The organism is Micromonospora citrea (genome assembly GCF_049629545.1).
GTDB lineage: Bacteria > Actinomycetota > Actinomycetes > Mycobacteriales > Micromonosporaceae > Micromonospora > Micromonospora citrea_A.
In genome coordinates, this window is record NZ_JBNADX010000005.1 from 261,798 (window position 1) to 285,674 (window position 23,877).

Below are 23,877 nucleotides of genomic sequence, written 5' to 3' on the forward strand. Positions count from 1 at the left end.
CTCACCCGGCCGGCGCCGTCGGCGGCTGAGGCGCCGGGCGGGGCTCGGGCTGCGGCGTCGGCAGCTGCTCGGTGACCGGTTCCGGCCGGGGGGCCGAGGCCGGCGGCCAGGTCGGAGCCGGTCCGCCCGTGGACGCGGCGCCCGCCGGGTGCGGCCAGGCGGGCGCGCCGGGCGGCTCCTCCGGCATCAGGAACCACATGATCGGGTACGCCAGCGCGGCGAGGCCGCCGGTGAGCAGGGTCGCGACTGCGAAGATCAGCCGGACCAGGGTGGGGTCGACGGCGAAGTAGCGGCCGAGGCCGCTGGCGACACCGGCCACCATCCGGTCGGTGGTGGGGCGGCGCAGCTGCTTGTACGGGGCCTGGGGCGGGGTGGTCGAGGTCATGTCCCCACGGTCCGTCGGTGGGCGGTCGGTCGACCTCGGTGACCGCCCGGATCCCTACCCTGATCGATCCCTGATGCGCCAGCGGAGAGTCAGGAATCTGACTCTTTTCGATACCGGTAACCGGACGCGGGGACAATTTCGTCTCGTGACCACCTTGCTGGAGCCGCTCCGCAGGATCGCGGCATACGCAGTTTGTGCTGATTCAGTCGGCCGGGTGTTGCTGGTCCGCGCCTCGGAGCGCTCCGGCACCCCCGGCGTGTGGTCCCTGCCCGGAGGGGCGGTCGACCACGGTGAGGATCCCCGGCACACCGTCGTGCGGGAGACCGCCGCCGAGACCGGCCTCTCGGTCGCCGTCTCCGGCCTGGACGACGTCCTCGCCGACATGCGGGCCCTGCCCGACCGGGGCATCACCATCCACACCGACCGTCTCGTCTACCGGGTCACCGTGCGCGGTGGCACCCTGACCGACCGGGTGGACCGCCCCACCGACCTGGCCCGGTGGTACACCCTCGACGAGGCCCGGCAGCTGCCGCTGCGCTCGTTCACCGCGCGCGCCCTCGGCCTGCCCGCCTCCTCGGCCGACATCGTCCCCGACGAGGCACCCGATTTCCCCTCCTTCTACGCCGTGCCGGGGCCGGACGGCCTGCACCGTGCCCAGCGCTTCGCCGCGTACGCGGTGGTGACCGATCCCGAGGGTCGGGTGCTGCTGACCCGGGTCTCCGACGGGTACCCGGGCGCGGGCTGCTGGCACCTGCCCGGCGGCGGCACCGACTACGGGGAGCAGCCCGGCGCGGCGCTGATCCGGGAGCTGGTCGAGGAGACCGGGCAGTCCGGTCGCCTGGTCGAGCTGCTCGGCGTGGCCAGCCACCGGGACGCCGCCTCGCTCGGCCCGGAGGGCTACCCGATCGACTGGCACGGCGTCCGCGCCTTCTACCGGGTGGTCGTCGACAAGCCCGCCCCGCCCACGGTCGCCGACGTCGGCGGCTCCACCTGCGAGGCCAGGTGGTTCGCGAAGGAGGAGCTCGGCGCCCTCCCCACCGACCGCCTCACCGAGGTCACCGCCGAAGCCGTCCAAGCCGCCAACCTCACCTGACCCCCCACCCCACCCCCACCCCCCACCCTCCTCCCGCTCCTCCCGCCCTCCTCCCCGGTGATCATGAAGTTATTGTCGGGACACGCCGACAGCGGCGGCGACAACTTCATGATCGACCCAGTGTGGGTGGGCGGCGGGGAAGCGTGGGCGGGTGGAGGAACGGCGGCGGATCGGGGCGTACGGGGTGCTGCGGGGCTCCGGTGGGCGGGTGCTGCTGGTCCGAGGGGGCTCGGGCTGTCCGGTCCCGGGGGTGTGGCAGGTGCCCGGTGGCGGTGTGCGGCACGGTGAGCATCCGGTGGCCGCGGTGGTGCGGGAGTTCGCCGAGGAGACCGGGCTGACCGTCGAGGTCACCGGGGTGCGGGATGCCGTCGCCGACGTGACCACCTTCCGGGACCCGGACGTCGCGGTGCACACCGACCGGCTGGTCTTCGACGTCGAGGCCCGCGGCGGCGACCTGCGCCCCGAACCGGCGGGCAGCGGCACCGACGAGTTGGGCTGGTTCACCCCGCGGGAGGCGGCCGGGGTGCCGCTGATGCCGTTCACCGCCGAACTGCTCGGCCTACCCGTCACACCCCTGCCGGGCGGCCTGCCCCGGGCGCTGCCGGCCGGGCAGGCTGCCGTGGCGACCGCCGACCGGCGGCAGCGCTTCGCCGCGTACGGACTGGTGACCGACCCGGACGGCCGGGTGCTGCTGACCCGGATCGCCCCCGGCTATCCCGGAGCCGGCAAGTGGCACCTGCCGGGAGGTGGCACGGATCACGGCGAGCAGCCGGCCGCCGGGCTGCTGCGCGAGCTGGTGGAGGAGTCAGGGCAGCTCGGCACCGTGGTCGGCTTGTTGACCGTCAGTAATCTGCACCATCCCGCCGCGCTCGGCCCGGAGGGGCGTCCGCTGGACTGGCACGCCGTCCGGGTGGTCTACCGGGTGCTGGTCGAGGCCCCGACCCCCGCGGTGGTCACCGAGCTGGCCGGTGGGTCGACCGCCGAGGCCGCCTGGTTCACGGATGCGCAGGTGGAGGGCCTGCGGATGACCGAGGTGGCGGCCCTGGCAACCGGACGGCCGGGGCGATAGCACGCGCTCGCCGGGCCGTTCCGCGGCACCTCCGGTACAGTCGGAGATGCGGGTTGGCGTAGGAAACGGGCGATGGAGCCCGAGATGGGAATAACGGAGCGGTTCGCGCGGTTAACGGAGATATAAGTACCGCCGGCAGCTATCGCCAACCACCACTCCCCTGTGCAATGGTGTACTCCGCTTCGACGGCTGCCGGGCCGACAGCGGTCCGGCACGAGACAGCCGGACACCCGCCCACCTGGGCGGCCAGCCGATCCGGTGATGGAGGAAACGTGCCGAGAGCCCCATGGCGCCGGCGTCGTACGACTGACAGTCCGCGCCCCGCAGGGCGTCGCTGGGCGGGCCGGTTGCGCCGCAGCAGCACGTTCGCCCGCCAGGTGCTGCTGGTCCGGGTGGGTCGCCGTGACGGCGAGCCCGGCACCGAACTGGTGCTGCCGGATCGCCTCGTCGACCGGCCCCGCCGCCGGTACGGCTTCGACCGCTTCGGTCGGGCCGAGATCGAGGCGGTCATGCCGGTGAGCCCCGCCCTCGCCCCCGCCACGGCGGTGGACGACGAGTCCCCGGCGATGTCCATCCCACTGCTGCCCGGTGAGCGCACCGCGGCCCGCCGGATGAAGTTCGCCCTGGTCAACGCCTGCACCCTGGCCAGCCTGATGCTCGGCATCACCGCCATCTTCGTGGCCATGGCCGGTGAGGCCCGGGTGGCCGCCCTGCTGCTGATCGCCTGTGTCGCCTTCGACGGTCTCGACGGCGCGCTCGCCCGCAAGCTCGGCGTGGCCAGCCCGTTCGGCGCCCAGATGGACTCGCTGGCCGACATGTGCTCCTTCGGCCTCGCCGCGCCGGTGGTGGTCTACGCCTCGCTCGCCGGGTCGGCCCCCACCGCCGCCGCCGGTGTCGCCGCCGCCCTCGTCGCGGCCTGCGCGGCGATCCGCCTCGCCCGGTTCAACGTCTCGCCGAAGGACGGCCGGTTCTTCTGCGGCGTGCCGACGACCATGGCGGCGGCGGTGCTGGCCCTCACGGTCGCCATCGGGCTGCCGCTGCCGGCGGTCGTGCAGATCGCCGGGGTGGCCCTGCTCGCCTTCGCGATGGTCTCCAGCTTCCCGTACGCCAAGCTCGCCCGGCTGCTGAAGCTCCCGCCGTGGGTCTGGCTGGCCCCGGTGATCGGCGCGCTGGTCGACATCCGGCTCACCTTCGCCCTGGTGGTGGTGGGCTACCTGGTCAGCGGTCCGCTGCTCTGGCTGCACCAGCGCCGTACCGCCTGACCCACCGCACGTACCCGAAAGGGGCGCCGCGATCGCGGCGCCCCTTTCGCGTTGTCCGTCGTCAGCGCCAGCGGGCGATGACCGTGGCGCCACCGACCACCTTGTCGCCCGGGCCGACCAGCGGCTCGGCGGCGTCGACCGGCAGGTAGACGTCGGTCCGCGAGCCGAACCGGATCAGCCCGAAGCGCTCGCCCTTCGCCAGCAGCGACCCGATCGGTGCCCGCTGCACGATCCGCCGGGCGATCAGCCCGGTACGCTGCGCCACCACCACCGTGCCGTGCGCGGTGTCGAGCACCGTGTACGCCGCCACGTTGTGCTCGGCGTCCGGCTTCATCGCGTTGACGAACCCACCGTCGGCGACGAAGTAGTCGACCACCTTGCCCGCCACCGGGGCCCGGTTGACGTGCACGTCCAGCACCGACAGGAAGACCGCGATCCGCAGCCACTCACCGTCGCCGAAGCGCTCGTCGTGCAGCCGCTGCACCGACAGCACCTGACCGTCGGCGGCCGCGACCACGGCCGACGGGTCCTCCGGGACGTCCCGCTCCGGGTCCCGGAAGAAGGCGGCCACCGGGGCGGCGGCCAGCGCCGGCAGCAGCCAGAGCTTCGACTTGGGGCGGGCCACCCGGGCCGCTGCGGCGAGCCCGAGGGCGATGCCGGCCGCCGCGACGCCGTTGGAGTCGATGTGCATGCCGCGGGTCAGCGGCACGCTGGACGGCCGGTGGGCGGGGGCCAGCCGGGTGGCGAGCGCGGCGTCGGCCGGGGTGAACCGGAGGTGGTGCACCCGGACCGGCGGGGTGTTGCGCAGCACCAGGTCGGCGCCGACGCCGTGCAGCACGCCCTGCCGGTCCAGCTCGGCGGCGGCCCCCTCGGTGCGGAACACCGGCGCGGCCACGCTCAGCACCGAACCGTCGGTGAGGTACTTGGCCAGGCCCTCGACGGTCGTCCGGGCCTGCTCGGCGGTGCCGGTCAGGGGCTCGGCGGCGACGACCACCTCGGCGGCGTCGGCCTCGGCGAGGGAGTCGACGACGCGTACCCGGTCGGCGACCCAGCGGCCCTGGGCCGTGACGTGCTCGCGCAGCGCCGCGGCGTCGGTGGTCTCGGCCGGCACGACGGTGAGCGTGTCGCCGGGCAGCAGCGCGTCGATCGCCGCGGCCAGCACCGCGGACTCCGGGGTCGCGCCGACCAGCAGGGCGGCCTTGGGGTCGTTACGCCGGGCGAGCTCGGTGACGAGGGTACGGGCGGCGCGCTCGCCGATGCGGACCGGACCGGACCGGCCGGGGGTGCGCACGGCGGGGGACTGGGTCATGTCGGGCGGGCTCCTGACGGGGTAGAGACGGGCATCGCGGCGGGACCGCCGCTGTCGACCTGGTCCGCGCGGCCACGGGTGGGCCCGGCGACCTGACGGCCCGGCCGTGGCCGCCGATCCGGGGCAGCGGACCGGCCGGTGGAGGGCGGGATCTCCACCGGCCAGCATACGAGCCCGCGCCCGTCGGCCGCAGCGCCGCGGTCAGGTCGGCGGGCGGCGCTCATCGGCCGGTGGGCCGGTGACCGGCTCGACGGGGGACCAGCGCGGCTCCTGCTCCCGGGCGTCCGCGTCGCGGTCCTCGACCGCCTCGGCGGGCCGGTCGCTGACCGCCGCGGTGGGCCACTCGTCGGCATCGGCAGCCCGATACCCGGCACCCGGGCCGGTGGCGCGGTCCCGGGCGTCGTCCGGTGCCCAGGTCGGGGCGGTGGACTCCTCGGGCCCCTCCAGCCGGATCTCCGCGGTGGCCGGCTGCCCGGCCCAGGTCGCGTCCGGCTCGTCCCGGGGCCCGTCGATCCGGGTCTCCTCCGGTGCGAGCCGGTCGCCGCCGGCCGGGACAGCGGGGACGCCGGCCGGGACCCGCCGGCCGTCGCCGGTCGGTTCCGTCGCCGTGGGCGGCTCCTCCCGACGGTCGTGCCGACCGGAGCGCAGCGCCCCGATCAGGCCGAGCAGCCCGATCAGCAGCAGCGCGCCGGCGAGGAACCAGCCGACCGGCGGCAGGGCGAGCCCGAGGATCTGGGCCAGCAGCCACCAGAGGGAGAGACCGACGAAGAGCAGCCCGAAGAGGAGGGAGACGAGATCGGTGCGGTGGACCCTCACCGGGTCACCTCCAGGTTGCCGGCGTTGACGTGGACGTTGAGCCGCAGCGTGCCGCCGCCCGCGCCGTCCGGGCCCAGGTCGGTGACCTCGCGGGACCGGCCGTCGGAGCGTCGGCCGAAGATCGTCGCGTCCCCCGCGTTGACGTCGGTCACCGTGGTCACGTCGACGTTCGGCGGCACCACGACGGTCGCCTGCCCGAAGTTCACCACGACGGTGACCGCCGTGTCCCGCTTGTCGAAGTCGATGCCCCGCAGGTCCAGCGTGGCGTCGCCGAAGCTGTTCTCGTACCGGGTGGCGAGGTCGCGCAGGTCGGTCGGGGCCCAGGTGACGTTCCCGTCCACGCCCCGGATCCGGTCGTACGACTCGGCGACGGTGGCCACCCCGAGCGCGGCGGCGGTGACCAGGCCCAGCGCGATCAGCCAGCGGGCCCGGCCGAACCAGGTGCCGACCAGCAGCCCGAGGCCGATGGTGGCCAGCGCGGCCGCGAAGTAGGCGGCGGCGCCGATGGGGAAGACGCCGAGCAGGTCGAGGATCGCCACCACGCCGAGGGCCAGGAAGATCAGCGAGAAGGTGATCGCGCCGAGCGCGGACCGTTCGCGCGGCCGCTTCGGCGGCTTCGGGGGGCGTACCGGTGGTGGGGGCGGTGCGGGCGGACCGGCGTACGGGCCGTGCGGCGCGAAGGGCGGCCGGTAACCGGGGGGCAGTGGCGCGCTCACCGGCGGCGTGGGGACGGCCGGCACCCCGACGGGCGGTCGGGCCGCCGGCCCGCCGGCCACCGCCTGCGGATACGCCGGCTGCGGCGTGGACGACCAGGCCGGGAGTTCCGCCGTACGCGCCGGCGCGGGCGGGGCCGCCGGGGCCGGCTGCGCCGGGTCGAAGAGCCCGGGGGGCGGGTAGCTGACCGGCGGCACCGGGCCGGGCGGCGCGGTGGCCGGGGCGGGCGGCGTGCCGGCACCGGCCGACGGGGTGCGGCCGTCCCGGTTGAGCAGCAGCGCGCCCCCGATGAGGATCGCCGCGCCGAGCAGCACCGCCCGGAACGGGTCGGTGACGATGTAGCCGAAACTCACCGCGACCAGGACGGTCAGCAGGATGACGGTGACCGGGGACATGCTGGAGCGGCCCCGCCCCAGCATCGACTCGACCGGGGAGGCGCTGTCACCCTCCCCTGGGATGATCAGCCAGGCGGCGACGTAGACCAGGATGCCGACGCCACCGAAGAAGCCCAGCACGGCGAGGATCACCCGCCAGAGCACCGGATCGGTGTTGGTGGCCCGGCCGACCGCGGCGCAGACTCCGGCCAGGTAGCGGCCCTCGCGCGGACGCACCAGGCCGTACCGTGAGGTGAAGGCGGCGCCGCCGGAGGGCGGCGGGGCGTACCCGCCGGGCGGCGGCACGGCGTCGCCGCCTCCCGGTGGCACGGACGCGCCCGGGTCGGCGGCGGGGTGCGGCGGGGTCGGTGGTCCGCCCCACCCGGCCGCCCCGGGGCGGGGCGACGGGGCAGCTTGCTCGGTCATACCTCGATCCTGCTGCGTCGGTCGCCCGAGCGTCCTCCGGACCCGACCCTGACCCCACCCTGAGATCCCGGCCGTCCGAATGTCCGGGGCGTCCCCGTGGTCGGCGGTCCACGCGCCGTGTGACGATCGGACCGGAACCGGTGGACCCTCCGGTGTCCGTGCCGCACCCTCCGTGACCAGGGAGCCTCCGATCAGCACCGTGACGCAGCCGCCCCGCCTCTACCGGGCGCCCGAGCACCGGCTGGCCGCCGGCGTGGCCGCCGGCATCGCCGACCACCTCGGCATCCCGGTGCTGCGGGTCCGGGTCGCGTTCATGGTCCTGCTCGGCCTCAGCGGCCTGGGGCTGCTGCTGTACGCGGCGTTCTGGGCGGTGGTGCCGTTGCGCCCGGGGGACGCGGCCGCGCCGCCCCGCCGGGACCTGGCCCAGTTGCTGCCGTTCGTGCTGATCGGGCTGGGCGTGCTGCTGGTGCAGGTGATGGTCTTCGACTCGGTCGGCGCGGCGGGCACCGCCGGCTGGCTGGTGGCGATCATCGCGGTGGGCGCCGGGGTGATCTGGCACCAGTCCGCGCCGGAGCGCCGCCGGCAGTGGGGCGAGTCCATGCCGGTGCCCTGGCTGGGCGCGGTGGTGGAGGAGAGCGACCGGCGGGCGTTCGTGCTCCGCTTCGTCGGCGGCGGGGTGCTGGTCGCGGTCGGCATCATCGGCGTGGCGGCGGTCTACTCGCCGGTGCAGAACGTCGACGCGGTCGTCAACGGGGTGATCTTCGCGTTGGTCGGGCTGGCCGGGGTCGGGGTGGTGGCGGCGCCGGTGCTCTGGCGGACGTGGAGCCAGCTCCGCTCGGAGCGGGAGGGCCGCATCCGCGAGCAGGAGCGGGCCGAACTGGCCGCCATGGTGCACGACCAGGTGCTGCACACCCTCGCGCTGATCCAGCGCAACGCCACCGACGTCAAGACCGTGCAGCGGCTGGCGCGTGGCCAGGAGCGGTCGCTGCGCAACTGGCTCTACAAGCCGACCGGGTCGCCGAGCGAGCGGTTCGCGGCGGCGCTGGAGCAGGCCGCCGCCGAGGTGGAGGACACCTTCGCGATCACCGTCGAGGCGGTTGTGGTGGGGGACCGGGAGACCGACGAGCGGGTCGGGGCGCTGGTGGCGGCCGCCCGGGAGGCGCTGGTCAACGCGGCCCGGCACGCCGGGGTGGCGACGGTGTCGCTCTACGCCGAGGTCGAGCCGGAGCAGGTGAGCGTCTTCGTCCGGGACCGGGGCAAGGGATTCGACCCGGATACCGTGGAGGATCACCGGCACGGCGTACGAGGATCGATCGTCGGGCGGATGAAGCGGCACGGCGGCCGGGCGGAGATCCGGTCCGGGCCGGGGGAAGGGACCGAGGTCCGGTTGATCCTGCCGATCACCGGCAACGGCTCCACGGCGGAAAGGGACAGATGACATGGCGGAGCAGTCGATGGAACCGGTCGAGGGGGCGGACGCCCGTACCGAGCGGCTGCGGGTCTTCCTCGTCGACGACCACGCCATGTTCCGGGCCGGGGTCCGGGCGGAGTTGGGCGCGCACGTCGAGGTGGTGGGGGAGGCGAGCACGGTGGCCGAGGCGGTCACCCGGATCGCCGCGACCCGGCCGGACGTGGTCCTGCTCGACGTGCACATGCCCGACGGGGGTGGCCGGGCGGTGCTGGACGCGATGCGGCGTACCCACCCGCAGGTCAAGTTCCTGGCGCTGAGCGTGTCGGACGCGGCCGAGGACGTGATCGGGCTGATCCGGGCCGGCGCGCGGGGCTACGTGACGAAGACGATCTCCCCGGACGAGCTGACCGCGGCGATCCGCCGGGTGGCCGACGGCGACGCGGTGTTCAGCCCCCGGCTGGCCGGGTTCGTGCTGGACGCCTTCGCGGCCCGTCCGGACGCGCCGGTCGCCGACCCGGAGCTGGACCAGCTCACCAACCGGGAGCGTGAGGTGCTGCGCCTGCTCGCCCGGGGGTACGCGTACAAGGAGATCGCCAAGGAGCTGTTCATCTCGATCAAGACGGTCGAGACTCACGTCTCCAACGTGCTGCGCAAGCTCCAGATGTCCAACCGGTACGAGCTGTCCCGCTGGGCGGCGGACCGACGCCTGGTGTGACGCCGGGACGAACCGGAAGTACCGGGCGGCACGAGCCCAGGTGCTGACAAGAGATCAGTTCGTGTTCCATAATGCCCCGTCGCGTTCTCGCGTGCGGGTGGTGCGAAATCCCGCGGGAACGGCGACCCATGCAGGCCCGCCACGAGCGGGCCACACCACCCTTGGGGAGAGGTGCACGAATCGTGATGTTCGGAGTACGCGGACGGCGCTGGGCCCGGATCGCCCTCGCGACCGTCGCCGGCGGCGCGCTGGCGCTCGGCGCCGCCGCGCCGGCCGCCGCCGAGGAGCCGGCCACCGGCCAGGCCAAGTCCGTGGGCGGCAGCGTCAAGCTGATGCTCGAGGGCGCGCCGAAGAGTGTCGGTCAGCTGGCCCTCAAGATCGACGGCAAGCTGGTTCCCGCCTTCTGCATCGACTACCACACCGCCGTGGCGATCGACGGCAGGTACAAGGAGGGCACCTGGGACGAGTCCCAGGTGAAGAACCTCGGCAAGGTGCAGTGGGTGCTCACCCACGGCTATCCGAACGCCGACCCGGGCAAGCTGCTCGCCGCCGCCGGTGTCGACCTGCCGGAGCAGATCGACACCAGGCGTCGGGACACCCTGCTCTACTTCGGCACCCAGACGGCCATCTGGCGGTTCAGCGACAACGTCACGCTCGGGGAGTGGGTGCAGGGCCGTGACCTGTTGACCAAGCAGCAGTACGACGTCGTCAAGAAGGTCCACGACCACCTGGTCGACAACGCCAGCGACCAGCCCGAGCCGCGGGCCGAACTGAGCGTCGACCCGGCCAGTGCCAAGGCCACCGTCGGCGACAAGGCCGGGCCGTTCACGGTCAAGGGCCCGGCCGGCGAGATCACCATCGCGGCCGACGGCGGCGCGGCGGTCGACGCCGAGGGCCGTCCGGTGACGACGACCACCAACGGCGGACAGTTCTGGTTGACCGCCACCGGCCCCGGCGCCGTCAAGGTGGCCCTCTCCGCCCAGGACTCGGTCTCCTTCGGCCGGGTCTTCCTCTTCACCGGCCAGCGGCCCGCGCAGAAGCTGATCCTCGGCGGCAGCACCGGCGCCACCGTCACCGCCGCCGCCGAGGCGACCTTCGCCGCCGCCCCGAGCAGCCCCAGCCCGTCGCCGAGCTCGCCGTCGCCGTCGGCCTCCACCCCGGCCGAGTCGCCCTCGCCGTCGGCCCCGGCCGAGAGCCCCGCGCCGTCCACCTCGCCGGCCGGCAACGGCGGCGACCTGCCGCTGACCGGTTCGCCGATCGCGGCCGCCGCGGCGGCCGGTGTGCTGCTGCTCGCGGTGGGCGCGATCGCCGTCCTGGTGGTCCGCCGCCGCAAGGTCCGCTTCACCGCCTGACGGACCATCTCGGGCCCCGGCACCGCCACGTGCGGCGCCGGGGCCCGAGGTGTGTCGGGGGGGCGGGTCCGTGGGGTCGTCTCCGGTCCGCGCGGCGTCGCTGTCGAGCCCGATCGGGTACGTGACCTCGACGCCGTCGGCCACCCGGTCGGTGATCGTCCCCGCGCAGCCGATGCCGGCATCGTCCGGACGGGTGGAATCGGCCGGCGGCCGGTGGGCGCCGGAGAGTGCCCCGGGGCAGGCGAGGAGGCTCGCGGGCCCCCGTCCACGAGCCGGGCCGCGCTCGGCAGCCCGGACGTCTTACCTGTTCAGAGCGGTACGGCCGGAGCGGTTCATGATCTTTTCTCTGGTATCGGCAACGCGGCGGGCAACTAACGGCTTGATAACGGCACCTTCACGTAATGGGCCGGTGGGTGTCACAGTGGCAGCACCTCACCCCTGGCGCGAGGCACCCCGTACGTCTTGCCGGCCACGGCGCCGCTCACCAACGCGGCTCGTGGCCGTCGAGCCTGCGCGGCGTCGGACGCGAAGGGTGAGGTGGCCCGGCGGATCGGTCCCCCTGGGGTGTCCCGATTTCCTCTGCGGTAAACCGGTGACCTGAACACGAGGTCGCCGGCGGTGTCACCCCCATGCGTGCGTGAAACCCACGACGGAACCAGGTTAGAAAGAGGAGGCCCCTCGGAATGAGAGTCTCGAAGCGGGCGAGCGGCGCGATCGCCGCGGGCGCGGCATTCGCGCTCATCGCGTCCGGCTGCTCCAGCGGCAGCGACGAGGGCGGCGACGCCGCCAAGACCAGCGACGGCAGCATCATCGTCGACGGTACCGAGCCGGAGAACCCCCTGGTTCCGGCCAACACCACCGAGACCGGTGGCGGCAAGATCATCGACTGGCTGTTCACCGGCCTGGTCGAGTACCCGAACAACGGTGGCGCGCCGCAGAACGCGCTGGCCGAGTCGATCGAGACGACCGACTCCAAGGTCTACAAGATCAAGATCAAGCAGAACACGAAGTTCCACGACGGCACCGTCGTCAAGGCCAAGAACTTCGTGGACGCCTGGAACTGGGGCGCGTACTCGCCGAACGGCGCGCAGAACTCCAGCTTCTTCTCCGACATCGCGGGCTTCTCGGACGTCAACACCTCCGACCCGGACGGCGACGGCCCGAAGAAGGCCCCGGAGCCGACCGCCAAGGAGATGTCCGGCCTCAAGGTCGTCGACGACTGGAACTTCGAGGTCACGCTCGCCGCGCCGACCGCCGTGTTCCCGACCAAGCTCGGCTACAGCACCTTCATGCCGCTGCCGGACGCCTTCTTCGCCGGCAAGGCGGAGGAGTTCGGCAAGAACCCGATCGGTAACGGCCCGGTCAAGTTCGTGTCCTGGGAGAACAACGTCGCGATCAAGCTGACGCGGTTCGACGACTACTCCCTGCGCGACAAGATGAAGATCAAGGACGTCAACGTCAAGATCTACCAGGACGACACGGCCGCCTACAGCGACCTGGTCTCGAACAACCTGGACTTCATGCAGCAGGTTCCGGTCTCCTCGCTCGCGGGTGACAACTGGAAGAACGACCTGGGCGACCGGGCCATCTCTTCCACCACCCCGGTGACCGGCATCATCGCCTTCCCGATCTACGACGCCCGGTTCAAGAACGCGGACCTGCGTAAGGCGATCTCGATGTCGATCAACCGCCAGGAGATCAGCGACAAGATCTTCTTCGGCAACCGCAAGCCGGCCGACAGCTGGGCCAACCCGCTGACCCCGGGCGCCAAGGCGGGCAACTGCACCTCCTGCAAGTACGACCCGGAGCAGGCCAAGGCGCTGTACGCCAAGTCCGGTGGCTTCAAGGGCCAGCTGAAGCTGTACTACAACGCGGACGCCAGCCACAAGGAGTGGATGGAGGCCGTCGCGCAGCAGATCAAGACCACGCTGGGCATCGACGCCGTCGCCACCGGTGTGCCGACCTTCGCGGTCTTCCGCCAGAACATCAACGCCCACAAGATGGACGGCATGTACCGCGCCGGCTGGCAGCAGGACTACCCGGACGTGGAGAACTGGATCAACCCGCTCTACGTGACCGGTGGTTCCTCGAACGACGGTCTGTACAGCAACCCGGAGGTCGACGCCCTGGCCAAGCAGGCCAGCGGTGCTCCGAGCCTGGAGGAGTCGCACAAGCTCTTCGCCCAGGCCGTCGAGAAGATCGACGCCGACGCGCCGTCGATCCCGGTCTACTTCGGTGGTCAGCAGTCCGGCCACTCGGAGAAGATCAAGAAGATGGAGCTGACCAACGTCGGCGAGCTCGACATCACCTCTGTCGAACTCTGATCCGAACGGTCTGACCCCGGGTCGGGCTCGCCTACCGGTGAGCCCGACCCGGGGCCGTTCCGCGAGGGGTGTTACAACATTCCCTCGCCACGTCGTCGCCATCCGTGTCGGCCGTCCGACGCGCCCCCTGTCTGGAGGACCACCCCATGGGCCGTTATCTGTTGAGACGGCTGCTCCAACTCGTTCCGGTCTTCATCGGGACGACGTTAATGATCTACGCGCTCGTCTGGGCGGTTCCCGGTGACCCGTTCGCCGGCAAGTGCGGTGATCGGGGCTGCCCGGAGAACTACGTCGCCATGATGACCGAGAAGTACCACCTGGACGAGCCGTTTTTCGTGCAGTACGCGGTCTACATGAAGAACCTCTTCCAGGGGGACTTCGGCTCGACCTGGTCCGGCCGCTCCGTGAACGACATCATCGCGACGTCGTACCCCAACACGTTGAAGCTGGCCGCGGTCGCCCTGCTCATCGAGGCCATCATCGGCCTCACCGCCGGTGTGCTCACCGGTCTGCGGCGTAACGGCTTCCTCGACAACCTGGTCCTGGTCAGCACCCTGTTCCTCATCGCGCTGCCGGTCTTCGTCATCGGCTTCGTGCTCCAGTGGCTCTTCGGCGTGCAGTGGGAGATCGTCAAGCCCACGGTCTCCAGCGAGATGCGCTTCTCCGAACTCATCCTTCCGGGCTTCGTGCTCGGCAGCGCCTCGACGGCGTACGTCGCCCGGGTCGCCCGCACCAGCATCGCGGAGAACCGTCGCGCCGACTACGTGCGGACCGCGATCGCCAAGGGCCTGCCCATGCGCCGGGTGGTCGGCGTCCACCTGCTGCGCAACTCCCTCATCCCGGTGGTGACGCTGCTCGGCACCGACCTCGGCGCCCTGATGGGCGGCGCGATCATCACCGAGGGCATCTTCGGCATCAACGGCATCGGCCGCCAGGTCCTCCGGGCGATCGTCACCAAGGAGAGCGCTACGGTTGTCTCGATCGTGGTGGTCCTGGTGCTCATCTACCTGCTGATGAACCTGCTGGTCGACCTGCTCTACGCCGCCCTGGACCCGAGGATTCGCTATGAGTGAGCGAAGCGAACGAATGATCATTGCAGCGTGCGCGGGTACTCACGCCCGCGCCGACCGTAGCGAGGTGCAGGCATGAGTGACCCGAGTGCCGCTTCCATCGTCAGCACCCCCCGGCCGGAGAACCCGACCGAGATGGTGCCGGCGACCCCGGGCCAGCCGGAGGCCACCCGCAAGGAGAAGCCCCGCGGTCTGCTCGGCGATGCCTGGCGGGACCTGCGGCGCAAGCCGCTGTTCTGGATCTCCGCCACGTTCATCGTGATCTTCGTACTGATGGCGATCTTCCCGTCGCTGTTCACCAACGGCGACCCGTACAACGGCGCACTGTCGCGCAGCCGGGTGGAGCCCTCGGGTGACGCGTGGTTCGGCTACGACGTGCAGGGCCGTGACGTCTTCGCCCGGGTGATCTACGGCGCCAACGCGTCGATCGTGGTGTCGCTGCTCTCCGTGGCCGGCGTCATGCTGATCGGCGGGACGATGGGCATCATCGCCGGTTACCGGGGTGGCTGGGTGGACGCCCTGCTCTCCCGGATCGCCGACATCTTCTTCGGCCTGCCGTTCGTGCTCGGCGCCATCGTCATCCTGACCACCTTCAACGGCGCCGGCACCGACAACAGCGAGTGGCAGATCAAGGGCCTGGTCATCGCGTCGCTGGTCCTGCTGGGCTGGCCGGTGGTCATGCGGCTGATGCGCTCCTCGGTGCTCGCCAACAAGGAGGCCGACTACATCGTGGCGGCCCGGGCCATGGGCGCCAGCACCAGCCGGATCATCCTGAAGCACCTGCTGCCGAACTGCCTGGCGCCGCTGCTGGTGTACGGGACGATCATGGTCGGCTCGTTCATCGGCGCCGAGGCCACGCTCTCCTTCCTGGGCATCGGCCTGAAGAGCCCGGTGGTCTCCTGGGGAATCATGGTCAACGAAGCGCAGAACTACCTGCGGCCGTCGCCGTTCCTGCTCTTCTTCCCCTCCGCGTTCCTCGTCACCGCCGTGCTGAGCTTCGTCATGCTCGGTGAGGCTGTCCGCGAGGCCCTCGACCCGAAGCTCCGATAGGGGAGACTGAGTTGTCCGACATTCTCGTGTCCGAGCAGTCCGCGCCGGGCGCCGACGGATCCGGCCGCCCCTCCGGCCGGCTGCTGGAGGTCGACGACCTGCGGGTGGAGTTCCGCACCCGGGACGGCGTCGCCAAGGTCATCAACGGGGTCACGTACCACGTCGACGCGGGGGAGACCCTCGCCGTGCTCGGCGAGTCCGGCTCCGGCAAGAGCGTCACCGCGCAGACCATCATGGGCATCCTCGACATGCCGCCCGGCTTCGTCACCGGCGGTCAGGTCCGCTTCCACGGCAAGGACATGCTCACGATGTCCGCCGAGGAGCGTCGCCGCATCCGCGGCGAGGGCATCGCGATGATCTTCCAGGACTCGCTCTCCGCGCTGAACCCGGTCTTCACCGTCGGGTTCCAGATCGCCGAGCAGTTCCGGATCCGGCGCGGCATGAGCCGCGCGGACGCCAAGAAGCGCGCGATCGAGATGCTCGACCAGGTCAAGATCCCGAACGCCAAGGGCCGGTTCAACAACTTCCCGCACCAGTTCTCCGGCGGTATGCGGCAGCGCGCGATGATCGCGATGTCGCTGGCCCTCGACCCGGAGGTGCTGATCGCGGACGAGCCGACCACCGCGCTGGACGTGACCGTGCAGGCCCAGATCATGGACCTGCTCGGCGAGCTCCAGCGGGAGCGGCGGATGGGCATGATCCTGATCACCCACGACCTCGGCGTGGTCGCCGACGTCGCGGACCGGATCGCGGTCATGTACGCCGGTCGGATCGTCGAGGAAGCCGACGTCTACGACCTGTACGCCAAGCCGGCGCACCCGTACACCCTCGGCCTGCTCGAGTCGATCCCGCGCCTGGACGAGAAGGGGCAGCAGCTCCGTACCATCAAGGGCCTCCCGCCGAACCTGATGAACATCCCGCCGGGCTGCCCGTTCAACCCGCGCTGCGCCATGGCGCAGCCGGTGTGCCGCGAGAAGCTCCCCCCGTTGCTGCAGATCGGCGCCGGCCGGGCCAGCGCCTGCCACTTCGCCGAGGAGCTGGTGAACCGTGACTGAGAACATCCTCGAGGTACGTGACCTGGTCAAGCACTACCCGGTGACCCGGGGTGTGGTGTTCAAGAAGACCATCGGCCACGTCAAGGCCGTCGACGGCGTCTCCTTCGACCTGAAGGCCGGCGAGACGCTGGGCGTGGTGGGCGAGTCGGGCTGTGGCAAGTCGACGCTGAGCCGGGTGCTGATGAACCTGGAGAAGCCGACCGCCGGCAGCGTGCTCTTCAAGGGCCAGGACATCTCCAAGCTGTCCGGCGGCGCGCTGCGCCGGCTGCGTCGCCAGATCCAGCTGGTGATGCAGGACCCGTACACCTCGCTCAACCCGCGGATGACGGTCGGTGACCTGATCGGCGAGCCGTTCGAGATCCACCCGGAGGTGGCGCCGAAGGGCAGCCGCCGGGACAAGGTCAAGGAGCTGCTCGACCTGGTCGGCCTCAACCCGGAGCACATCAACCGGTACCCGCACCAGTTCTCCGGCGGTCAGCGCCAGCGCATCGGCATCGCCCGGGCGCTCGCCCTGCGGCCCGAGGTCATCATCTGCGACGAGCCGGTCTCCGCCCTGGACGTGTCGATCCAGGCGCAGGTGATGAACCTGCTGGAACAGCTCCAGCGTGAGCTCGGCCTGTCGTACGTCTTCATCGCCCACGACCTGTCCGTGGTGCGGCACCTCTCCGACCGGGTCGCGGTGATGTACCTCGGCAAGTTGGTCGAGATCGGCACCGAGGACGAGATCTACGAGCGGCCGACCCACCCGTACACCCAGGCGCTGCTGTCGGCGGTGCCGGTGCCGGACCCGACGCTGCGGGACAACAAGACGATCATCCGGCTCACCGGTGACGTCCCCTCCCCGATCAGCCCGCCCTCGGGCTGCCGGTTCCGGACCCGGTGCTGGAAGGCGCAGGACATCTGCGCCGAGCAGCCGCCGCTGCTGGAGAGCCGGCCGGGCTCGGACCACCCGAGCGCCTGCCACTTCGCGGAGAAGCGGGAGATCGTCGCCACCCACGAGGTGTGATCCCCACCGAACCGCCTGTCGGCCTCCACGGAAGCCGGCAGGCGGTTCGTCGTCTCCGTCCCCGTCGCAGCCTCCCGGGCAGCCCGTTGTAGCGGTCGTGTAGGGCGGTTGTACCGCTCGTCGTTAGCGTGACGACGCTTCGCCTACGGGAGGTACATGCGCCATGGAAATCCTGATCGCCGCGGTGGTCCTGGTCGGCATCCTCGGTCTGTTCAATCTGCTGTTGACCGCCGGCGTCGTCCGCAGACTGCGCGAACACGCCGAGCTCATCTCGAAGTCCGCAGGCCGGGGGCAGGGCGCCGACCCCGGCCTGCTGGCGCCGGGCGAGTCCGCCGAGCCGTTCGCTGCCGAGTCGGTGGCCGGGCGACAGATCGCGCTCACCGACCTGGTCCCCGGGTCGGTCGTCGCCTTCTTCTCGCCGAGCTGCCAGCCCTGCAAGGAGCGGGCGCCCGAGTTCGCGGCGTACGCGGCCGGCCGGCCGCCTGGCGCGGAGCCGACCGTGGCCGTCGTGGTCGCGAGCGAGGCCGAGGCCGAGGAGATGACGGCGCTGTTGAGCCCGGTAACCGAGGTGGTCACCGGAGCGGCGGCCGAGAAGGTGGCCGCAGCGTTCCGTACCGAGAGCTACCCGTCGTTCTACGTGATGGGCGCCACCGGCACGGTGTCGGCCGGTGGACACAACCTGTCGGTGCTGCCGGTCGCCGCCGCGGCCTAGCGGGCGGGTGATGCAGACGAACGACGACCAGAGCGTCCGGTCCGCACTGCGGGCCGGACGGCTGGCGCTCCGCCAGGCGGCACAGGCGGCACCGGGCGCGCTGACCGGTTACGCCCTGCTCGCGCTGGGGCAGGCGGTCGTACCGGTGGCGGCGGCCTGGCTGACCAAGCTGTTGCTGGACGGGATCACCACCGGCCGGGCGCAGGTGGACCCGACGCCGGTGGTCGTCGCGCTGGTGGTCGCCGGGCTGCTGGCCGGGGTCGTCCCGCACCTGTCGGGGTACTTCCGGGACCAGTTGGAACGCGCGACCGGCCTGCGCGCCCAGGACCAGTTGTACGCGGCGGTGGAACGCTTCAAGGGGCTGGCCAGGTTCGAGGAGCCGGAGTTCCAGGACCGGCTACGGCTGGCCCAGACGGCTGCGGGCGTGACGTCGAGTTCGATGGTCTCCGATATGCTGTCGGTGGTCGGCACGGCGGTCACGGTGCTGAGCTTCGTGCTGTCCCTGCTCGTCGTCAGCCCGGTGATGTGCGTGCTCGTCGTGCTGGCGGCGGTTCCGGTGGTGTTGGCCGAGGTCGCAATGGCGCGACGCCGAGCACGGACGACGTGGGGCCTGGGCCCGGTGGAGCGCCGCGAGTTCTTCTACAGCGGCCTGCTCGCCAGCGTGCAGGCGGCCAAGGAGATCAGATTGTTCGGCGCCGGGCCTTTCCTGCGGGGCCGCATGCTGCGGGAGCGGCGGACGGCGAACGCGGTACGGCGCCGCCAGGATGTGGTCGAGCTGCGCCTGCAGGGCCTGCTCGCCCTGCTCGCAGCCGGGGTGACGGGTGCCGCGCTCATCTGGTCGGTGCGGCAGGCGTATGCGGGGCAGCTGTCGGTCGGTGACCTGACGTTGTTCCTGGCGACCGTGGCCGGTGTGCAGGGTGGGCTGGTCAGCCTGGCGCTCTTCCTGGCCCGGGCGAACGAACAGCTCATCCTCTTCGGTCACTACCTGGCGGTGGTCACCGCCGGTCCGGACCTTCCGGAGCCGGCTGTCCCGGTGCCGGTCCCCCGGCTGCGCCACGGCATCGAGTTCCGTGACGTCTGGTTCCGCTACTCCGTGGACCACGACTGGATCCTGCGCGGCGTGAGCCTCTTCGTTCCCGCCGGTGCGACCGTGGGCCTGGTGGGGCGCAACGGCGCGGGCAAGAGCACACTGGTCAAACTGCTCTGCCGGTTCTACGACCCCGTCCGGGGGGCCATCCTCTGGGACGGCGTCGATCTGCGCGACCTCGACGTGCAGGAGCTGCGGGGCCGGATCAGTTCGGTGTTCCAGGACTTCATGCACTACGACCTCTCGGCCACCGACAACATCGCCTTCGGGGACCTCCGAGCGGCGGAGGATCCGGCTCTGGTCCACCGCGCGGCCTCGACGGCGGGAATCCACGACGACCTCGTGGCGCTGCCTCGCGGGTACGACACCCTGCTCACCCGGCTGTTCAAGATCGAGGGTGAGCGGGACGATCCGGACACCGGGGTGCTCCTGTCCGGCGGTCAGTGGCAGCGGGTGGCGCTCGCGCGCGCCTTCGTCCGGCAGGTCCGCGACGTGATGATCCTCGACGAGCCCAGTGCGGGACTCGACCCGCTGGCCGAGCACGAGGTCTCTCGCAGCCTGCGTCGGTACCGGTCGGGTGCGACCAGCGTGGTGATCTCGCACCGCCTGAACACGCTCCGGGACGCGGACCTGATCGTCGTGCTGGGCGACGGTGTGGTGGCCGAGAGCGGCGACCACGAATCCCTGCTGGCGCGTGGCGGCAGCTACGCGGAACTCTTCCGGACGCAGGCCCGCGGCTACGCCGAGGAGCGTGGCGCGGTGCAAGCGGGTTAGGACGTCCCCATGGTCTACCTCTGGGTCGCGAGCCGCTGGGTCATGTTCGTGGTGTTCGCCGTCTCGGCCGGCGCGAAGCTGCGCAACCGCGCGGCGTTCCGTGCCTTCGAGGCCGGTCTCGCCGCGATGGAGGTGGTACCGAGACAGGTCCGCCGTCCGGTGGCGGTGACGGTGGTGGCGGCCGAGGCGCTCGTGCCGGTGCTGGTCCTGGTGCCGGCCACCGCGCTGTCCGGGCTGGTGGTCACACTGGCGCTCCTCACGGGCTTCACGCTCGCCGTCCTGGCGGTGACGACCAGGGGCAGGAGCGTCTCCTGTCCCTGTTTCGGCGCGAAGGTGGCGCCGTTCGGACGCCGGCACCTGGTCCGGAACACTGCGTTGATCATGGTCGCCGTCGCCGGGCTGCTGTCCGGTGCGACCGTCACCGACGGCGCGGCGACGACCGGCGGAGTGTTCCTCGCCATCGGAGCGGCTGTCGTGCTGGCCGCGCTGGTGGTGGTCTTCGACGACGTCGCCGACCTGCTGGTCGGCCCGGTCCGGCGGTCGCCGCGATGACCGGCGCGATCGTCGCCCTGGCCCTCGCGGTGCCGGCGCTCGTGGGGCTGGTGCGGCTGCGCCGACGCTACCTCGCCGTACGGGTGGCGGGCCCGAGCATGGAACCGACCCTGCGTCACGGCGATCTGGTGCTGGTACGCCGCGTCGCGCTGGACGAGGTGCCGCGCCACCGGTTGGTGGTCGTGCGGCGGCCGCCGCCGTGGCAGGACCTGCACGGCTGGGCCGACGGCCGGCGGGTGCCCGAGCAGGCCGGTCGGCGATCGGACGGGGCGGCGGTCGAGGATCCCTGGATCATCAAGCGGGCGGTGGCGGTGCCGGGGGATCGGCTGCCGTCCGAGCTGGCCGCGTACCGCGCGCAACTCGGCGGACGGGTGCCGGCGGGCTGCCTCGCCGTGCTCGGTGACAACCGCGCGGCGAGCGTGGACTCCCGACGCTTCGGCTACGTCCAGGAGGAATCCGTGCTCGGCGTCGTGGTCGGAAACCTCTTTCCGCGTCGGGCCGCCGCAGCGCGTAGAGCGGGTCGGGTGGTCCCGCACATCTGATCTGTACGGCACACGCACGGTTTCTGTAGCGGGTCGACCTAACCTCTGTCTCGTCCCTGATCGATAGAGGAGGACAATATGTTCAAGGCCGCCGAAAATCTCGGCTACCGCATCGTCAGCCGCTTCCTGCCGACCGTCACCGCGTCGGCCGGGTCGTGCGCCTGCAGCCCGTACGACGGCTGGTGCAAGAACAAGGCGACGAACCTGTACTGCAGCTGCGGTGGGGACTGCAAGACCATCACCTGCTGGTGCTACCCGTACGGCTGCGGTAACTGATCGCGGCTCGCCAGCGGCAACGCGAGTGCCCGCCCAGGCGTGTCTGGGCGGGCACTCCCGTCTACCGTGCCGGCGGGCCGCTCAGCGGCAGCCGCCCGCCGGGCACCAGCAGGTGACGGTCACACAGTCGGCCTTGCAGCAGCACCGTGTCGTGCCGCTGCGGCACCAGCAGTCGTTGGGCACGCAGCCACACACTCCCGCCGCCGCGGTGGCCGTCGGCAGGAACCGGCTCAACACCCGGTACCCGATGCCCTCCGCCAGTCTCCGCATGCATTCCTCCCTTCGTCGTGACGTGGGTGGAGCCTACGAGCGTGCGATACACCGATCGGGGTTCATCACGTACAGGCCCGCGGGCGAACCCTGGCTCCCGTCCACCGGACGCAGTTCCGCGGCGAACAGCCGGATGAGGTCCGGCAGCCGGTAGTGGTGCGGTGGTGCGGTGCTCAACAACCCGAAGTCGACGAGGGTCTCCAGCACCGCTTCCGTCTCGGCGGCCGGCTCCTGGCAGGCGTGCAGGGCCATACCGAGGTCGAAGGGGGCCCGGAATCGGCTCAGCCGGGCCAGCGTGCGGACGACCTGCGGATGACGCGCCGACGCCTCGTTGACGGCGTGATCCAGTGACCGGCGGACGGAGATCTCACCCAGGCTGAGTTCGGCGATGCGTCGGTGCTCCGGCAACAGTCGGTCACGGGTCGTCTCCACCGGCCAGTGCGTCCTGGCGGCGAGCCGGGTCGATGCGGCGGTCAGGGCGAGCGGCAAGCCGGCGCAGGCGTCGACGATGTCGGCGACCGCGGCCCGTGCTGCGGAGGCGCGTTCGATCCCGATGATCCCCTCCACCACCTGCGTGGCGCTCGACCGGTCGAGCGGCGCCAGCACCGTGGTGTGACTGAGGGCGGGCGAGTGCGAGAGGGGCTGGCTCGTCACGATGGCCGCCGATCCCTCGTGCGCCGGCAGCAGCGCGGAGACGTGCGCTGCCGAGGCGGCGTTGTCGAGCACGGTGAGCACCCGCCGCCCGGCGAGGCAGGACCGCAACAGTGCGGCCGCCTCGACGAAGTCGTCCGGCAGCGGGCCGGTCTGCCCGGCGGCGCGGAGCACCCGGTGCACGGTCCGGACGATCGATACGTCGCCATCGGCATCGCGGTCCTCGCGCATGTCCACGTAGAACTGCCCGTCGGGGAAGTGGCGGGCCGCGGCGTGCGCCACCTGGAGCGCGAGCGCGGACTTCCCGATCCCGGCCGTGCCGTGGATGCCGAGCGTCACCGCGCGACCCCGGGTGGGCTGCGCGAGCAGGCCGGCGAGTTCGGCCAGGGTACGGTCCCGACCGACGAACACGACGTGCGGCGCGGGCAGATGACGGGGCGGGCACGGGTCCGCCGGCGTGGTGACCGATCCGGGCGTGCGTGCCGGCGGCCGGGCCGGCGCCACCGAGTCGGCGGGTGGGGCCAGCTCGGGATCGCGTCGCAGGATCGCCCGGTGCAGCGCCTGCAACTCCTGATCCGGTTCGACGCCGAGGTGTTCGACGAGGCAGGACCGGGCCTGGGTGTAACTCTCCAGGGCCGCGCCGACGGCTCCGCTGCGGTACTGCGCCAGCATCAGCAGTCGCCACATCCGCTCGCGCAGCGGGTGGTCACCGACGAGCCGAGGCAGCACGGCGGCCACCTCGCGGTGCTGCCCCAGACGCAGCTGCGCCTCGGCACGCTCCTCCAGCACCGCGAGCCGCTGCTCGTCCAGGGCCCCCAGCGCCGCGCCGAGCCAACTGTCGCGCGGCAGGCCCTGGCCGGCGGGGCCCCGCCAGCGGTCCAGCGCGTCGGTGAACAACGTCACGGCCCGGTCCGTCCGCTCGTCGGCGAGTGCGGCGCGGGCGGCCGTTACCGAGGCGGCGAACTGCTCGCTGTCGAGGCGACCAGGCGGAAGCCGGAGCCGGAAACCCGCCTGGGAGGTGGTCAGACCGCACTCCGTACCCACCAGGTTGCGGCGGATCACGGTCGCGTAGGTACGGAGGTTCTGCGCCGCCGAACGTGGGGGCTCGTCCCCCCAGAGCGCGTCGACCAGACAACCGATCGAGACGATACGGTTCGGAGTGAGGAGCAGCGCCGTCAGCAACTGGCGCGGTTTCACCCCGTTCAGGATCGCAGGCACTCCGTCCTGGAGAACTTCGACAGTTCCCAGGATCTTGAACTCGACATTCATACGTCCCCCGTGACGATGACTGACATCTTCAGTTGTGCCGCGAAGGTCGATGAGAAGCGGAAAAGATCAGCCGCTCGTCACGTGCCACCCGACGCGGGTGACGGCAGAGTACAACCGATTCCGAGGCGGATCCAAGGCTGCCCATGGCGAATTACCGGCAGCGTCGACGAAGTCCGACGTCAATGCGTCGGCGCGACGACCGTACGGGGGATTGCAGTGTGTCGTCGGGCTGCGTTCGTCGATCCCGCCGGCCACCGACGTCGTCGGACGCCCGCCGGGAGGGGGCAGCTGCCGGGCAGCCCGGACAGCGGTG

The 23,877-nt window shown here is 71.9% G+C and carries 21 protein-coding genes and 1 pseudogene; 16 read left to right on the forward strand and 6 right to left on the reverse strand.

Annotated elements, in window-relative coordinates; all coding sequences use genetic code 11:
* Position 1 precedes the first annotated feature (1 nt).
* Positions 2-385: a PspC domain-containing protein gene (locus ACPFP2_RS09125; RefSeq protein WP_424087936.1), complete on the reverse strand. Its 384-nt coding sequence runs from the start codon at positions 383-385 to the stop codon at positions 2-4.
* Between the two features lie 145 nt (positions 386-530).
* Here ACPFP2_RS09125 and ACPFP2_RS09130 point away from each other — a divergent pair, with 145 nt between their 5' ends.
* The 3 genes from ACPFP2_RS09130 (at position 531) to ACPFP2_RS09140 (ending at position 3,809) form a co-directional block, all read left to right on the forward strand.
* Positions 531-1,478, forward strand: coding sequence for an NUDIX domain-containing protein (locus tag ACPFP2_RS09130; RefSeq protein ID WP_424087938.1), 948 nt, complete (start codon positions 531-533; stop codon positions 1,476-1,478).
* A 151-nt stretch (positions 1,479-1,629) separates the two neighbouring features.
* The gene (locus tag ACPFP2_RS09135) at positions 1,630-2,547 is read left to right on the forward strand and encodes an NUDIX hydrolase (RefSeq protein WP_424087940.1); all 918 of its coding nucleotides are present in this window, start codon (positions 1,630-1,632) and stop codon (positions 2,545-2,547) included.
* A 347-nt stretch (positions 2,548-2,894) separates the two neighbouring features.
* On the forward strand, positions 2,895-3,809 hold the full coding sequence (locus ACPFP2_RS09140) for a CDP-alcohol phosphatidyltransferase family protein (RefSeq protein ID WP_424087942.1): 915 nt from the start codon (positions 2,895-2,897) through the stop codon (positions 3,807-3,809).
* Between the two features lie 61 nt (positions 3,810-3,870).
* Here ACPFP2_RS09140 and ACPFP2_RS09145 read toward each other — a convergent pair whose 3' ends face one another.
* The 3 genes and pseudogenes from ACPFP2_RS09145 to ACPFP2_RS09155 form a co-directional block, all read right to left on the reverse strand.
* On the reverse strand, positions 3,871-5,118 hold the full coding sequence (locus ACPFP2_RS09145; RefSeq protein ID WP_424087944.1) for a phosphatidylserine decarboxylase: 1,248 nt from the start codon (positions 5,116-5,118) through the stop codon (positions 3,871-3,873).
* A 633-nt stretch (positions 5,119-5,751) separates the two neighbouring features.
* Positions 5,752-5,934: pseudogene (locus ACPFP2_RS09150) on the reverse strand (hypothetical protein); the annotation flags it as partial.
* A complete protein-coding gene (locus ACPFP2_RS09155; protein WP_424087946.1) occupies positions 5,931-7,448 on the reverse strand; it encodes a PspC domain-containing protein in 1,518 nt (505 codons plus the stop codon). The pseudogene ACPFP2_RS09150 and the gene ACPFP2_RS09155, both read right to left, overlap by 4 nt.
* A 172-nt stretch (positions 7,449-7,620) precedes the next feature.
* Here ACPFP2_RS09155 and ACPFP2_RS09160 point away from each other — a divergent pair, with 172 nt between their 5' ends.
* The 13 genes from ACPFP2_RS09160 to ACPFP2_RS09220 all read left to right on the forward strand — a co-directional run bounded on the left by ACPFP2_RS09160 (position 7,621) and on the right by ACPFP2_RS09220 (position 21,374).
* Positions 7,621-8,886: a PspC domain-containing protein gene (locus tag ACPFP2_RS09160; protein ID WP_424087948.1), complete on the forward strand. Its 1,266-nt coding sequence runs from the start codon at positions 7,621-7,623 to the stop codon at positions 8,884-8,886.
* A gap of 1 nt (position 8,887) precedes the next feature.
* Complete coding sequence (locus ACPFP2_RS09165; RefSeq protein ID WP_424087950.1) at positions 8,888-9,574, forward strand: response regulator; 687 nt, start codon at positions 8,888-8,890, stop codon at positions 9,572-9,574.
* A 185-nt stretch (positions 9,575-9,759) separates the two neighbouring features.
* Positions 9,760-10,926: a thioester domain-containing protein gene (locus ACPFP2_RS09170; protein ID WP_424087952.1), complete on the forward strand. Its 1,167-nt coding sequence runs from the start codon at positions 9,760-9,762 to the stop codon at positions 10,924-10,926.
* Positions 10,927-11,609: 683 nt separating this feature from the next.
* Positions 11,610-13,250 (forward strand): peptide ABC transporter substrate-binding protein, encoded by a 1,641-nt coding sequence (locus ACPFP2_RS09175; RefSeq protein ID WP_424087954.1) that lies wholly within the window; start codon positions 11,610-11,612, stop codon positions 13,248-13,250.
* Positions 13,251-13,396: 146 nt separating this feature from the next.
* Positions 13,397-14,323 (forward strand): ABC transporter permease, encoded by a 927-nt coding sequence (locus ACPFP2_RS09180; RefSeq protein WP_424087956.1) that lies wholly within the window; start codon positions 13,397-13,399, stop codon positions 14,321-14,323.
* Positions 14,324-14,395: 72 nt separating this feature from the next.
* On the forward strand, positions 14,396-15,370 hold the full coding sequence (locus ACPFP2_RS09185) for an ABC transporter permease (protein ID WP_424087958.1): 975 nt from the start codon (positions 14,396-14,398) through the stop codon (positions 15,368-15,370).
* Between the two features lie 26 nt (positions 15,371-15,396).
* Positions 15,397-16,425 (forward strand): ABC transporter ATP-binding protein, encoded by a 1,029-nt coding sequence (locus tag ACPFP2_RS09190; protein ID WP_424088033.1) that lies wholly within the window; start codon positions 15,397-15,399, stop codon positions 16,423-16,425.
* Positions 16,418-17,431, forward strand: coding sequence for an ABC transporter ATP-binding protein (locus ACPFP2_RS09195; protein WP_424087960.1), 1,014 nt, complete (start codon positions 16,418-16,420; stop codon positions 17,429-17,431). The genes ACPFP2_RS09190 and ACPFP2_RS09195 overlap by 8 nt, the downstream gene beginning before the upstream one ends.
* A gap of 163 nt (positions 17,432-17,594) precedes the next feature.
* Positions 17,595-18,143: a TlpA family protein disulfide reductase gene (locus ACPFP2_RS09200; protein ID WP_424087962.1), complete on the forward strand. Its 549-nt coding sequence runs from the start codon at positions 17,595-17,597 to the stop codon at positions 18,141-18,143.
* Positions 18,144-18,153: 10 nt separating this feature from the next.
* Complete coding sequence (locus tag ACPFP2_RS09205) at positions 18,154-20,004, forward strand: ABC transporter ATP-binding protein (protein WP_424087964.1); 1,851 nt, start codon at positions 18,154-18,156, stop codon at positions 20,002-20,004.
* Positions 20,005-20,013: 9 nt separating this feature from the next.
* Complete coding sequence (locus ACPFP2_RS09210; protein ID WP_424087966.1) at positions 20,014-20,556, forward strand: MauE/DoxX family redox-associated membrane protein; 543 nt, start codon at positions 20,014-20,016, stop codon at positions 20,554-20,556.
* Positions 20,553-21,098 (forward strand): S26 family signal peptidase, encoded by a 546-nt coding sequence (locus ACPFP2_RS09215; RefSeq protein ID WP_424087968.1) that lies wholly within the window; start codon positions 20,553-20,555, stop codon positions 21,096-21,098. The genes ACPFP2_RS09210 and ACPFP2_RS09215 overlap by 4 nt, the downstream gene beginning before the upstream one ends.
* Positions 21,099-21,176: 78 nt before the next feature.
* Positions 21,177-21,374 (forward strand): hypothetical protein, encoded by a 198-nt coding sequence (locus tag ACPFP2_RS09220; RefSeq protein WP_424087970.1) that lies wholly within the window; start codon positions 21,177-21,179, stop codon positions 21,372-21,374.
* A gap of 81 nt (positions 21,375-21,455) precedes the next feature.
* On the opposite strand, the gene ACPFP2_RS09225 is transcribed toward ACPFP2_RS09220, so the two are convergent.
* Both ACPFP2_RS09225 and ACPFP2_RS09230 read right to left on the reverse strand, forming a co-directional pair.
* Entirely contained in the window at positions 21,456-21,644 is a 189-nt protein-coding gene (locus ACPFP2_RS09225; RefSeq protein WP_424087971.1) for a hypothetical protein, read from the reverse strand.
* A gap of 33 nt (positions 21,645-21,677) precedes the next feature.
* Positions 21,678-23,492, reverse strand: coding sequence for a BTAD domain-containing putative transcriptional regulator (locus ACPFP2_RS09230; RefSeq protein WP_424087973.1), 1,815 nt, complete (start codon positions 23,490-23,492; stop codon positions 21,678-21,680).
* Between the last annotated feature and the right edge of the window lie 385 nt (positions 23,493-23,877).

Coding starts and splice junctions, on each gene's coding strand:
- ACPFP2_RS09125 (WP_424087936.1), bottom strand. CDS start 385: ATGACCTCGACCACCCCGCCCCAGGCCCCGTACAAGCAGCTGCGCCGC.
- ACPFP2_RS09145 (WP_424087944.1), bottom strand. CDS start 5,118: ATGACCCAGTCCCCCGCCGTGCGCACCCCCGGCCGGTCCGGTCCGGTC.
- ACPFP2_RS09155 (WP_424087946.1), bottom strand. CDS start 7,448: ATGACCGAGCAAGCTGCCCCGTCGCCCCGCCCCGGGGCGGCCGGGTGG.
- ACPFP2_RS09165 (WP_424087950.1), top strand. CDS start 8,888: ATGGCGGAGCAGTCGATGGAACCGGTCGAGGGGGCGGACGCCCGTACC.
- ACPFP2_RS09170 (WP_424087952.1), top strand. CDS start 9,760: ATGTTCGGAGTACGCGGACGGCGCTGGGCCCGGATCGCCCTCGCGACC.
- ACPFP2_RS09175 (WP_424087954.1), top strand. CDS start 11,610: ATGAGAGTCTCGAAGCGGGCGAGCGGCGCGATCGCCGCGGGCGCGGCA.
- ACPFP2_RS09180 (WP_424087956.1), top strand. CDS start 13,397: ATGGGCCGTTATCTGTTGAGACGGCTGCTCCAACTCGTTCCGGTCTTC.
- ACPFP2_RS09185 (WP_424087958.1), top strand. CDS start 14,396: ATGAGTGACCCGAGTGCCGCTTCCATCGTCAGCACCCCCCGGCCGGAG.
- ACPFP2_RS09200 (WP_424087962.1), top strand. CDS start 17,595: ATGGAAATCCTGATCGCCGCGGTGGTCCTGGTCGGCATCCTCGGTCTG.
- ACPFP2_RS09205 (WP_424087964.1), top strand. CDS start 18,154: ATGCAGACGAACGACGACCAGAGCGTCCGGTCCGCACTGCGGGCCGGA.
- ACPFP2_RS09210 (WP_424087966.1), top strand. CDS start 20,014: ATGGTCTACCTCTGGGTCGCGAGCCGCTGGGTCATGTTCGTGGTGTTC.
- ACPFP2_RS09215 (WP_424087968.1), top strand. CDS start 20,553: ATGACCGGCGCGATCGTCGCCCTGGCCCTCGCGGTGCCGGCGCTCGTG.
- ACPFP2_RS09220 (WP_424087970.1), top strand. CDS start 21,177: ATGTTCAAGGCCGCCGAAAATCTCGGCTACCGCATCGTCAGCCGCTTC.
- ACPFP2_RS09225 (WP_424087971.1), bottom strand. CDS start 21,644: ATGCGGAGACTGGCGGAGGGCATCGGGTACCGGGTGTTGAGCCGGTTC.